Below are 12960 nucleotides of genomic sequence, written 5' to 3'. Positions count from 1 at the left end.
CCAACTTTAGCTGGACTAAAGTACATCGATAGACGTGAGTCAAGCGGAAAGAAAGTCATGCCCGTGAAGATCGAAGAGGCGCCTGAAGCCCAAGAAGGCGCCTCCCTCCCCGAAGCCGCAACGCCCGCCTCGCTCGGACAAATGCTGAGAGCCCGCCGCAAGGAAATTGGCAAGACGATGAAAGACGTGGCGCGCGAGGCCGGGCTGACGGAAGGCTTCATCAGCCAGATCGAGCGCGGCATTTCCACCCCCTCGCTGATCTCGCTCTACAACGTCGCCAACGCGCTCGGCACCAGCGTCGATACCTTCCTGTCGCAGCCGCCGCAGCATTCGCATTCGATGGTCTCGCACGCCGGCGAGCGGCCCGGTTACAATGTCGAGACGAAGGAGCGCGTCTACGAGCTGATCGAACGCGGCTTTCCCGGTGCGGCGCTCAATGGTTGCATCACCCATATGCCCAAGGGATACGCCTCCGAACTGACGAGCCACGAAGGCGAGGACTTCCTCTATCTGATCGAGGGCGAGATGCTCTATGAGATCGACGGCAAGGAATATTTCCTGAAGGCCGGCGACACCCTGCACTTCCCCGCCTCGCTGCCGCATCGCGCCCGCAATGTCGGCGCAGGGCCGGCGCGAGAGCTCTGGGTCGGCACCACCCGGATCATCAAGGAAGACTGAGCAGGCAAAGCCGGGCGAAGCGTGCGGGCCACGATATGCAGCCCGCACGGGGAGACCTTACTGCTTGCGCGGCCAGGTATCGGCGAGGCGATAGCCTGCCGGCCACGGGTCCGCCGGGTCGAGCATCACCTGGTGCGTGCCGGTAATCCAGGCGCGGCCGGAAATCTCAGGAACGATCGCCGGGCGTCCGCCGACCGTCGTCTCGCCGACGATGCGGCAATCAAACGTCGAATCGATGATGGAATGGCCGCTGAAGCGCTGGCCGACCTTCATCAGCCCACGCGCGTGCAGCACCGCCATGCGCGCCGAGCAGCCGGTCCCGGTCGGCGAGCGGTCGAGCTTGGCCGGCTGGATGACCACCGTGTTGCGGCCATGTAGAATGCCGTCCTTTTCTTCGACCGGCATCGTCAACTGGCAGAAGGAGATATGAGCCCATTCCGGGTTTTCCGGATGGGTGAAGCCCAGCTGTTCATTGGCCGCGCGGGTAATCTTGATGCCGGTTTCGGCGAGTTCACGCGCCTCGTCCGGCGTCACCGAAAACCCGAGCGCGCGGGCGTCGGTGATGACGAAGCTGTCGCCGCCATAGGCGGTATCGACCGTCAGCGTACCCAGGCCCTCGACTTCGAGCTTGGCATCGAGCTTGTCGGCAAAGGACGGCACGTTGGTGACGGTGATGCGCTCGGCCTTGCCGTTGCGGCACTCGGCAACGACGTTCACCAGTCCGCCCGGCGCTTCGAGCACCATGCGCGTTTCCGGCTCCTGCATCGGCACGATGCCGCTGTCGAGCAGAACGGTGGAGACGCAGATCGAATTCGAGCCGGACATCGGCGGCGTATCCTCGGGCTCCATGATGATGAAGCCCATCGTCGCACGCGGATCCTTCGGCGGCACGAGCAGGTTGATATGGCGAAACACGCCGCCGCGCGGCTCGTTGAGCACGAAGTTGCGCAGCGTCTGGTCCTCGGCAATGAAGCGTCGCTGTTCCCAGAGTGTGTTGCCCGGCGGCGGCGCGACGCCGCCGACGATGACGTCGCCGACCTCCCCTTCCGCGTGGCAGGAAATGATATGGACGACCTTGTTGCTGCGCATGCCCTTTCTCCTTCCATGGTGGTGGCAGGGCGCCACCGGGGCGGCACCGATGCGCCGTTGCATCGGCGGTGCTCCCACATTGGCCGGCGACAGCAGCGCGATCACGCCCATCCCGGCCGAACCGACTCATAGAAAAATTGGATCCAATATACAATCCAGATTTTTTCGGAGCCGTCTGCGTAGGTCTCATCCTCGGTAAAGCGCGTTTGATTTTCTTTTCCGCACTCGATTTCGAGCGCGCGAAGCCGACCCGCGCTGCAACGGCATCATGGCAGGCCGCGCATGAGCGTGTTGGCTTTCACCGAGATCGATACGTCGCGGTTTGCAGGGAAACGAACCTGCACACGCTGGCGTCACGATTACGAGCCGGCATGCGGGCAAGTCACGCCGATGTCCATTCGCCCCCTACCGCAGGCGCAACGAAATCCCCCGGACATCGGGGCACGGAGCGCCCCGGGTCGTTCCTCACACAGCAAGCAACCGGTCTGCTCGTCTTATCTACTTTGAACGTTGCGTCTTGAGCTCAACGTCAAGACGGTTGTACGCCGCCTGGATCATGTCGATGTCGCTGAGGTGGCTCGCAGCCGCGAGCTCGATGACCACATTGGCCACGGCTGATTCCACCCGCAACGGCAAGCCGCTGCGGGCCTGCGTCACCAGCTTGGCGGCAGCGTCAGGGGACCCGCCGAGCGCAAAATAGAGATCCAGCGATCTTTCGAGGAATGACTGAGCTCGATCTGACGGCGACGCATCGGCAAGCGCGCCTTCAATCTGCGTCACAAGTGCCACGGACTTGTTCTGGATCTCACTCATAAACCATCCAAGCAAGCTTCAACCCTAGGAATAGGCGCTTAGAAGAATAGGCGTTGCGGCGAAGGTCAAGCGCCTTGAAGCGAATACCTGCTGTCCCCTGGGGCAAGGTCACGTCCGGGCTCCCCGTATTCAAACACAGACGCAGTTGCCCGACACCCTGATTGGACCTATGACCTCTAAGAAAACCGCGCTTGCGCATTTCCGAGTCCGCCAGGCGCGAAGACCTGGCCAGCAGGGTTTGAACAGGATGAAACTCGACGCCGTCGATGTCAGGCAAGCCGCCTCAGCGGCCGATATCGTCTATGAGGCTTTGCGCAAGGCGATCATCGAAGGTGACCTCGCCGAGGGCGAGAACCTGCGCCAGGACCACATCGCCCAGATGTTCAACACCAGCCGCATTCCGGTGCGCGAGGCGCTTTCGCGGCTGGAACAGCACGGCCTCATCACCACGGAGCGCTACAAGGGCGCGGTCGTCGCCGGTCTTTCGATCGAGGAAATCGAGGAGATCTTCGAGTTCCGTGCACTCATAGAGGCCGAAGTCATTCGGCTCGCCGTGCCCAATCTCGACCGTCGCACGCTTGAGCTTGCACGCCAGCATTGCGAAGAATTCGAGCAGGAGGAGAATTCCGACCGCTGGGGCGAAATCAACCGCAATTTCCACTACAGCCTCTACGAGGCCGCGCGGCGCCCCTATTACCTCCAGATCGTCCGCGCCTCGCTCGATCGCATCGACCGTTACCTGCGGGCGCAGCTGACGCTGACCTCGGGCGTTGCGCGCGCGCGGCACGAGCACAAGGCGATCCTCGATGCCTGCATGGCACGCGACGCCGAGCGGGCCTCAGCCTTGACGCGGGACCATATTCTGGACGCCGGTCGCTCCCTGACCGTCTTCCTGAGGGAACAACGAGGCTAGCGGCGCGGTTTGCCCGCGCTTTGGCCAACCGTCATAATAGTCTGATTTACATATCGTTTTATCCTGTTTCATTCCGGATCGATGTTTGATCCTTCACACCAGCGCGCTCCCGCTGAAATTGCGTCGCGCGTCGACTGCTCCTCGGTTGACAAGCGGGGCGGAAGCCTGAAAAGTGAAGCCTCAATCGAGACCGGCAGCGTTGGGAGGACTTGATGTCTGTGCGCGCGTTTTTCGGCCTTTCCACCCTCTTATTGTCTCTTTTGACCGCCGGTAGCCCGGTCGTCGCCCAGGAGAGTGGACGGCAGATCGAGATCACCCAGGATGGCGACTATTTCGGTTTTGACCTCAGGACCGAACAGAACGTCTCGCTCGACGAATGCCAGCAGACCTGCATCGCGGATCAGGCCTGCCGCGCTTTTACCTACAATCCCAAGGTGAAGTGGTGCTTCCTCAAATCCGACTATAACCAGCTCAACACCTTCCCCGGCGCCATCGCCGGCAAGGTCGTGCAGCCGCAGGTCACACAAGCCGACATCGGTGCGCCACCCCGCCTGAAATTCCTGTCGGATCAGTTGTTGCAGGACGCGCGCAACACCAAGGCCAATCTGACGCTGGCCGACGATCAGCAGGGCATGGGCGTCAACACGCTCATCGACATGGCGCGCGGCCAAGCCGGCATGGGCAATATCGAGGTTGCGCTGAAGGCCTTCCAGGGCGCGCTGGCGATCAATCCTGATGATGCCGAACTCTGGCTGGAGGCGGCGCGCACCGCAAACCGCATCACCAACAACTCAAGCGTGTCGATCCAGGCGGCGATCGCCGCAATCAACGGCTACGAGCTCACCCGCACCACCGAGAGCCGGGCGCATGCGCTTGCCGTCATGGCAAAATCGCTCGAAGGCGCTGAGAATTTCCGCGCCGCGCTGAACGCCTACAAGGCGAGCCTCGAGCTGGTGAAGGCGAAATCGGTCGAGGCGGCCTATCTCGAACTCAAGCAGCGCAAGGGCTTCCGCGTCGTCGAACATACGATCGATTCCGATGCGGCGAGCCCACGCGCCTGCGTGCAGTTCTCCGAGCAGCTCTTGAAGAGCGGCGCCGACTATGCCTCCTTCGTCACCGTCAACGGCACGGCACCCAAGGCGCTCGAAGCCAAGGGCGACCAGATCTGCGTCGAGGGCCTTTCGCATGGCGAACGCTACAAGCTGACCCTTCGCACTGGCCTGCCCTCCACCGTCGACGAAGTACTCGAAGCGCCCGTGACCCTCGACATCTATGTCGCGGACCGCGCGCAGATGGTGCGTTTCACCGGCGACAGCTTCGTGCTGCCGTCAACCGCGCGCCGCGGCATCCCGCTCGTCTCCGTCAACACCGACAGCGCCAATCTGAAACTCTACCGCGTCGGCGATCGCAGCATCGCCCAGGTGCTGCAGAGCTCGCAGTTCCTGACCCAGCTCGACGGCTACAGCGCCCAGCGCATCGAAGACGAAATCGGCGAACTTGTATGGCAGGGCTCGATCGACATCGAGCGTGACGTCAACAAGGAAGTCGTCACAAGCTTTCCGGTCGATGAAGCGCTGCCGCAGCGAAAAGCCGGCGTCTATGTCCTGACCGCCGCGCCGACCACCGGCGTCAGCCAGGAATGGGACGCGCGCGCGACGCAATGGTTCGTCGTTTCCGATATCGGCATTTCCACCTACGCCGGCACCGACGGGCTGAACGTCTTCGTCCGCTCGCTTGCCACGGCCGAGCCGATCGAAGGTGTCGAACTGCAGCTCGTCGCCAAGAACAACGAAATCCTCGGCACGGCGGTAAGCGATGGCGACGGCCGCGTCACCTTCACGGCCGGCCTGATCCGTGGCACGGCGGGCCTGACGCCGGCAGTCATCACCGCGAAGAAGGGCGAGGACGACTATGTCTTCCTTGACATGAGCCGCGCCGGCTTCGACCTTTCGGATCGCGGCGTAACCGGCCGCGCGGCCCCGGGCGCCATCGACATTCTCGCCTGGACCGAGCGCGGCATCTATCGTGCCGGCGAAACCGTGCATGCGGCAGCGCTTGCCCGCGATGTCGACGGCATGGCGATCGAAGACCTGCCGCTGACCTTCGTCTTCCTCCGGCCCGATGGCGTCGAATATCGCCGCATGGCCAGCCCCGGCGGCAAGCTCGGCGGCCACACGCTCGATCTCGACACGCAGGCAAACGCCATGCGCGGCACCTGGACGATGCAGATCTTTACCGACCCGAAGTCCCCGGCGATCGGCGAGAAGCAGTTCCTGGTCGACGACTTCGTGCCCGATCGCACCGAATTCGATCTGACGAGCGATGCCAAGGAAATCGCCGTCGGCGAGACGGCAAGTGTCGCCGTCGACGGGCGCTATCTCTATGGCGCGCCGGCTGCCGGCCTCGAACTTGAAGGCGAAGTGACGATCAAGCCGACGCGCGAAAATGCCGCCTTCAAGGGCTATTCCTTCGGGCTTGCCGATGAAGAGGCCAGCGAAGACACGCGCCTGCCGCTTGAGGAACTGTCCGCACTCGACGAGGAAGGCAAATCCAGCTTCGACGTGCTGATCGAGGAAGTGCCCTCGACCACGCAGTTGCTCGACGCCACCGTCACCGTGCGCATGCGTGAAGCCGGCGGCCGCGCCGTCGAGCGCTCGCTGAAACTGCCGGTGCGCGCCGAAGGCCCGATGCTCGGCATCAAGCCGGAGTTCGAAGGTGAGCTCGCCGAAAACTCCGTCGGCAAGTTCCGCGTGATCGCGGTTGACCCGGCAGGCAGCAAGATCGCCATGCCCGGGGTCCTCTGGAAGCTGATCAGCGTCGAACGGAACTATCACTGGTATCGCGACGGCAGCGCGTGGAAGTACGAGCCCGTCGTCACCACCAAGCAGGTCGCAAACGGCAGCGTCGACCTGACGGAAGACGGTGGCGATATCTCCGTGCCCGTCGGCTGGGGCCGCTATCGCCTGGAGGTCGAGACGACCGCTATCGACGGCCCGACTTCGAGCGTCGAGTTCGACGCCGGCTGGTATGTCGCCGCCACCTCCACCGAAACGCCGGATGGCCTTGAGATCGCGCTCGACAAGGAAAAATATGCGGTCGGCGACACGGCCAAGCTCAAGGTCTCGCCGCGATTTTCCGGCGAGTTGCTGGTGACCGTCGGCACCGAAAACCTGATCACGACACAGACGGCCTCGATTGCTGCTGAAGGCGGCGAAATCGACCTCCCGGTCACCGACGCTTGGGGCGCCGGCGCCTATGTCACGGCCACGCTTTACCGGCCGGGCGATGCGCAGGAAAGCCGCATGCCGATGCGCGCCATCGGCATCAAGTGGCTCTCCGTCGATCCGGCAGAACGCAAGCTCGCCGTCACGCTCGATGCGCCGGAGAAGATGGAGCCGCGCCAGCCCCTCGACATTAGCCTGCAGGTCGCCGGCGCTGGTACCGACGAAGAGGCCTATGTGACGATAGCCGCCGTCGACGTCGGCATTCTCAACCTCACCCGCTACGAGCCGCCGAACCCGGAAGCCTGGTACTTTGGACAGCGGCAGCTCGGCCTTGAAATCCGCGACCTTTACGGCCGCCTGATCGACGGCTCGCTCGGCGCGACCGGAAAACTGCGCACCGGCGGCGATGGCGGCCAGGTCGCCCTTCAGGGCAGCCCGCCCACGGAAAAGCTGGTCGCCTTCTTCGAAGGACCGGTACAACTCGACGGCGACGGCAAGGCAACCGTCAGCTTCGACATCCCGCAGTTCAACGGAACGGCGCGACTGATGGCCGTTGCCTGGACTAAATCCGGTGTCGGCCACGCCACGCGCGACGTGGTGATCCGCGACCCCGTCGTCGTTACCGCCAGCCTGCCGCGGTTCCTGGCGCCCGGAGACCGGTCGGACCTGAGGCTCGATATCGCCAATACCGACGCGCCGGCCGGCGACTACCAGATCCAGGTCACGACCAGCGGCCAGGCGACGGTCGAACAACCGGGAACGGGCAGCACGGTCACCCTGGATCAGGGCGGGCGCGCCTCCATCACCTTGCCGGTGGTTGGGCAGTATCCCGGCAACGGCGTCGTCACCGTGGCGCTGACCGGCGCCAACGGCCTTTCGCTCGAACAGTCGCTCGATCTGCTCGTGCGTCCGGCAACCCTGCCGGTGACACAGCGGCAGGTCGTCTCGATCGCGCCCGGAAGCAGCCTGACGGTCGACGGGCAGTTGCTCGCCGACAGCATCCTGCAGGGTGCTTCCGTCAACCTCAGCGTCACCCGCTCCGCGGCCTTCGACATGCCGGCACTGCTGATGACGCTCGATCGCTATCCCTATGGCTGCACGGAGCAAACGACCAGCCGCGCGCTGCCGCTGCTCTACTTGAGCGAACTCGCCAAGCAGTCCGGCCTTGCCGATGACGAGGGCGTGACGAAGCGGGTGCAGGAGGCGATCTACCGCGTGCTCTCAAACCAGTCCTCGTCGGGCAGCTTCGGCCTTTGGGGGCCGGGCTACGGCGACCTCTGGCTCGACGCCTATGTCACCGACTTCCTGACCCGCGCCCGCGAGCAGAAATACGACGTGCCGGAGGCCGCCATGGTTCAGGCACTGGAAAACCTGCAGAACGGCGTCAGCTACGACACCAATGCCAAGGATCGCGGCAACGAGATCGCCTATGCGCTCTATGTGCTTGCCCGCAATCGCAAGGCGGCGATCAACGACCTGCGCTATTACGCAAACACGTTGATCAACGACTTCCCGACGCCGCTCGCCAAGGCCCATATCGCCGCAGCGCTTTCGCTTTATGGCGATGCTCAAGGGGCGCAAGACACTTTTGCCAACGCGGCGAACATGTCGACGGGTCTCGTCAATGTCAGCCTGTCGCGCTCCGACTACGGCTCGTCGCTGCGTGACGGCGCGGCGGTGCTGGCACTTGCGGCCGAAAGCCGACCGGTCCCGCCAATCGTTCCGGAGCTATCGAAAATGGTCGCCCGCGAATGGGAACAGAAGACCTATACCAGCACCCAGGAACAGGCCTGGATGCTGCTGGCCGCCCGCGCCATCCAGAATGGCGACGAGGACATGGCGCTCGACGTCAACGGCGCATCGAAGACCGGCAGCTATGCCGCCCAGATGACCGGCGACGCGCTGATCACCCATCCGGTGGTGATCCGCAACCAGGGTGCCGATCCGGTTTCGGCCGTCGTCACCACGGTCGCTGCCCCGGCGCAGCCGCTTTCGGCCGGCGGCGACGGCTTCACCATCGAGCGCACCTACTACACGCTCGACGGAGCCGAGGCCAATGTCATGGAAGCGCGGCAGAACGAACGCTACGTCGTCGTGCTGAAAGTCACGGAGGCCAACGACTGGCCGTCGCGCGTGCTGGTCACCGACCTGCTGCCGGCCGGTTTCCAGATCGATAATCCGAGCCTCGTCGACAGTGCCCAGCTCAGCAATTTCGAGTGGCTCGGCGAAATCACCGCGACCCATACGGAGTTCCGCAACGACCGCTTCGTCGCAGCACTCGACCGCAGCATCGGCGCCGGCCGCGAGGTCACGCTGGCCTATGTCGTGCGCGCGGTAACGCCGGGCACCTATGATCATCCGGCAGCGACGGTCGAGGACATGTACCGGCCGCAGCTTTCGGCCCGCACCGCGACCGGGCGGATGGAGGTGCTGGCAGCGCAATAGGCAAGATCATGTCGATTGGGCGCAAACTGCTGATCGCTTTGCCCGTCTGCCTGCTTCTGACGGGGCTGACGGGCTTTACGATCGAGAAGGCCGACGAGGCCTTTCCGCCGCCACTTGCGGAGGCGGACGTCGTCTCGCGCGAGGTGGACGACGCCAACGAACAATTGCTGCGTGCTTTCGCGACGCCTGATGGTCTCTGGCGGCTGAAGACGACGGTCGACGATGTCGATCCGCAGTTCCTGAGGATGCTGATCGCCTATGAGGATCAGCGTTTTGCGGAACATTCGGGCGTCGACTTTCTGGCGCTCGGTCGCGCGGCGCTTCAATTCGTCAGCAACGGCCGCATCGTCTCGGGCGCCTCGACGCTCTCCATGCAGGTCGCCCGCCTGATCGAGCCGCGACAGCAGCGTTCCATCACGGCGAAGCTGCTGCAGATCGCCCGTGCCATCCAGATCGAAAGACGGCTGACGAAGGAGCAGATCCTCAACCTCTACCTGACCCACGCGCCCTTTGGCGGCAATATCGAGGGCGTGCGCGCGGCAAGCCTCTCCTGGCTCGGCAAGGAGCCGAAGCGGCTGACGGCGGGCGAAGCGGCACTGCTGGTCGCGCTGCCGCAGTTGCCGGAAAAGCGCCGCCCCGACCGCAACCATGCCGCCGCCGTCGCCGCCCGCGAGCGGGTACTGGCGCGTCTCGCCGTTGCCGACGTCATCGGCGACGGTGAAGCCGAGCGCGCGATCGCCACATCCGTCCCGTCGCGCCGGCTGCAGCTTCCCGCCTATGCCGCCCATCTCGCCGAACGGGCACTGCGCAAGGATCCGCAGGCGATTCGGCACCAGACGACCTTGCGCCTTGCGGTCCAGCGCAATCTCGAAGCCGTCGCAAGAGAAGGCGCCGCCAAACTGGGGCCGAAGATTTCGGTTGCCATGGTAATGGCCGACGCGAAGACCGGCGAGATCGTCGCCTCGGTCGGATCGGCCGACTATTTCGATGCGAGCCGCTCCGGCTGGATCGACATGACGCGCATCACGCGTTCGCCGGGCTCCACCCTCAAGCCCTTCATTTATGGCCTCGCCTTTGAAGAAGGGCTCGTCAGCCAGGAAACGATCATCGAAGACCGGCCGGCGGATTTCTTCGGCTATCGTCCGCGCAATTTTGACATGACCTACCAGGGCGATGTCAGCGTGCGCGAGGCGCTGCAACTGTCCTTGAACGTACCGGCGATCCGCCTTCTCGACGCGGTTGGCCCGGCCGAACTGATGATGCGCTTTCGCCGCGGCGAGGTGAAACCGGCACTTCCTGCCGGCGAGGCGCCGGGGCTTGCCATCGGTCTCGGCGGTGTCGGGCTCTCCCTGCGCGATCTCGTCCAGCTCTATGCGGCGCTTGCCAATCGCGGCTTCCCACTCCGGCTCGGCGACGGCGTCGATGGCAAGGCCGGCCTGATCGAAGCGGAACCGGTGCTTGCGCCGGTTGCCGTCTGGCATGTCTCCGATGCGCTCTCCAGCGTCTTGCCGCCCGCCGGCAGCCGCCAGCGCGGCATCGCCTACAAGACCGGCACCAGCTACGGCTACCGCGATGCCTGGTCGGTCGGTTACGATGGCCGCCATGTGCTCGGGGTCTGGGTCGGACGGCCCGACAATGGCGCGGTTCCCGGCCTCACCGGCTATGGCAGCGCAGCGCCGATTCTCTTTGAAGGCTTCGCCAAGTCCGGTTTCGGCATCACGCCGCTGCCGGATGCGCCGGCCGGCGCAGTTCGAATTGCGCAGGCCGAACTGCCGATCAGCCAGCGCCGCTTCTCGCTGACCGCAAGCGGCCTCGTCAATGCTTCGGCCCGCGAACCGGCGCCGCAGATCGTTTTCCCGCCCGAAGGCGCACGCGTCGAACTCGGCGCGGATCACCAGGTGCTCTCGCCGCTGACACTCAAGCTCCAGGGCGGACGCGCGCCGTTCCGCTGGCTTGCCAATGGCAAGCCGCTGCCGGAACTCACCCGCCGGCGGGTCACGCAGTGGCAACCGGATGGTGCCGGCTATTCGACGCTGACGGTTATCGATTCCGTCGGGCGCGCCGCCAGCGTGCGTGTCTTCATCGAGTAACGGTGCGGATCTCGCGTGCCGCGTCTTCAGGCCGCTCGGCGAGAGCCGCTTCGATCGCCTCCTCCAGCCGCACCGCATCGAGCGGCTTATGGAGAAGACGGTGGCCGCTTGCGGTCACTTCCTTCAGCCGCGCCGGCGACGTATCGCCGGACAGGATGAGCGCTGGCACCTGCCGCCCGAGATGGGTCCTGATCTCCCGGATCGCATCGATCCCGGTCTTGCCGGCCTCGAGACGGTAGTCTGTGATGACAAGATTGACCGGCGCCTCTCCCAGGCGCGCAGCCTTCGCAAGCTCTTTTCGGGCCGCCGCAGCCGAACGCCCTGCATAGACCGTGTAGCCGAGTGTGCGGAGCAACAGCGCCGTGGCATCCAGCGCGTCGCGCTCGTCGTCGATGATGGCGATGCCCCCTTGCTGTGTGGCAGCAACCGGATGGGCGCGTCCGGTCTGCGCTGGCGGGGGCGGCGCGACCACGGGCAGCGTCACGGAAAACATCGAACCGCGCCCTTCCACCGAGACCACCTTGACCGGATGGCCCAGCAGGGCCGCGGTACGCTGGACGATGGCAAGGCCGAGCCCCAGCCCCTGCGCCCGGTCTCGCGCCGGGTTCTGCAGCTGCACGAACTCCTCGAAGATCGCCTCCTGCTCTGAATTGGGAATGCCCACTCCGGTGTCCCAGACCTGCACCTTCACCGCAGCACCGCGGCGTCGGCAACCGATCAGCACCGTGCCGGTCCGCGTGTAGCGGAAGGCGTTGGAAAGAAGGTTGTCGAGGACGCGCTTCAGCATCATCGGATCGGTATCGACCCAGGCATCCGTCATCACCACGCGCCATCCGAGGTCCTGGTCCTTGGCAATGCCGGAGAACTCCGCCTTGAGATCGTGGAACAGTCGCCGCAGCGACACTGGCTCACGCTCGACGGTCACGATTCCCGCGTCAAGCTTGGAAATGTCGAGCAGCGCGTCGAGCAGACCGCCGAGATTACCGATGACCGAGCGCGCGCGATCGGCGAGGTCGCGGGCGTTCTTCGCCGGAACGTCGCCGTTTCGGCCGAGTGCTGCGAGCGTCGAGATGAAAAGGCTGAGGGCGTGGATCGGCTGGCGCAGGTCGTGGCTTGCGGCAGCCAGGAAACGCGACTTGGAGCGATCAGCGCTTTGCGCCTTGTCCCGCTCTGCCTCCAGGCTGGTGATCAGCGACAGGTTCTCGAAGCGCAGCCGCACCGTTTCGGCGAGCGTCCTGTGGGTGACGCGGCTGTAGTAGAGGTCGACACCGAAGAGACAGATGGTGAAGACCAGATAGGTGTCATAGATCGGCCCCTCGCCCAGGAAGCAACGGATCGCGAATGGCAGCAGGATCGCAACCAGCGAGCCGGCATAGGCGAGCGGAAAGGCTGAGAGCGACGGCACGGCGCCGCTGGCGATGCCGGTGATCACGATACAGATGAAGGCAAGCGTCTGCGGGTCGTCCGGAAGGAATGCAAACCAGCCAAGCGCGCCCCAAAGGCCGCTGGAAAGCCACGACAGCAGCGTAAAACGCCAGGCCCATCGCCTCCAGTCCTTCGTCCGGCCCTCCTCCGTCTGCCGCCGGTATCGCCAATCGAGAAGGATGCGGGCGAACGTCAGCAGATAAAGTGCGGCGCCCCACGAAAACAGCAGATCCCAGGACACAAGATCGCGCAGGACATAAGCAACCGGCAGTGGAATTGCGAA

The 12960-nt window shown here is 64.5% G+C and carries 7 protein-coding genes; 4 read left to right on the top strand and 3 right to left on the bottom strand.

Annotated elements, in window-relative coordinates; all coding sequences use genetic code 11:
* Positions 1-57 precede the first annotated feature (57 nt).
* On the top strand, positions 58-678 hold the full coding sequence (locus XB14_RS22845; RefSeq protein ID WP_179119643.1) for a helix-turn-helix domain-containing protein: 621 nt from the start codon (positions 58-60) through the stop codon (positions 676-678).
* Positions 679-735: 57 nt separating this feature from the next.
* Here XB14_RS22845 and XB14_RS22840 read toward each other — a convergent pair whose 3' ends face one another.
* Both XB14_RS22840 and XB14_RS22835 read right to left on the bottom strand, forming a co-directional pair.
* On the bottom strand, positions 736-1767 hold the full coding sequence (locus tag XB14_RS22840; protein WP_077964412.1) for a trans-3-hydroxy-L-proline dehydratase: 1032 nt from the start codon (positions 1765-1767) through the stop codon (positions 736-738).
* A gap of 498 nt (positions 1768-2265) precedes the next feature.
* Positions 2266-2580 carry a hypothetical protein gene (locus tag XB14_RS22835; RefSeq protein ID WP_077964406.1) on the bottom strand — a complete coding sequence of 105 codons (315 nt, stop codon included), beginning with the start codon at positions 2578-2580 and terminating at the stop codon, positions 2266-2268.
* A gap of 247 nt (positions 2581-2827) precedes the next feature.
* Between XB14_RS22835 and XB14_RS22830 the strand changes: the two genes are divergently transcribed.
* From XB14_RS22830 to pbpC, 3 genes are all read left to right on the top strand, one after another.
* Positions 2828-3493, top strand: coding sequence for a GntR family transcriptional regulator (locus XB14_RS22830; RefSeq protein ID WP_077964393.1), 666 nt, complete (start codon positions 2828-2830; stop codon positions 3491-3493).
* 218 nt (positions 3494-3711) lie between these two features.
* The gene (locus XB14_RS22825) at positions 3712-9162 is read left to right on the top strand and encodes an alpha-2-macroglobulin family protein (protein ID WP_077964802.1); all 5451 of its coding nucleotides are present in this window, start codon (positions 3712-3714) and stop codon (positions 9160-9162) included.
* A gap of 8 nt (positions 9163-9170) precedes the next feature.
* Positions 9171-11252 (top strand): penicillin-binding protein 1C, encoded by a 2082-nt coding sequence (gene pbpC / locus XB14_RS22820; RefSeq protein ID WP_077964387.1) that lies wholly within the window; start codon positions 9171-9173, stop codon positions 11250-11252.
* On the opposite strand, the gene XB14_RS22815 is transcribed toward pbpC, so the two are convergent.
* Positions 11242-12918: a hybrid sensor histidine kinase/response regulator gene (locus XB14_RS22815; protein WP_234804120.1), complete on the bottom strand. Its 1677-nt coding sequence runs from the start codon at positions 12916-12918 to the stop codon at positions 11242-11244. The genes pbpC and XB14_RS22815 overlap by 11 nt on opposite strands.
* Positions 12919-12960: the final 42 nt, after the last annotated feature.

The organism is Ensifer adhaerens, assembly GCF_002007205.1.
Taxonomy (GTDB): domain Bacteria; phylum Pseudomonadota; class Alphaproteobacteria; order Rhizobiales; family Rhizobiaceae; genus Ensifer; species Ensifer adhaerens_D.
The sequence above is the reverse complement of the archived record's forward strand: the minus strand, read 5'-3'. Positions and strand labels throughout refer to the sequence as shown.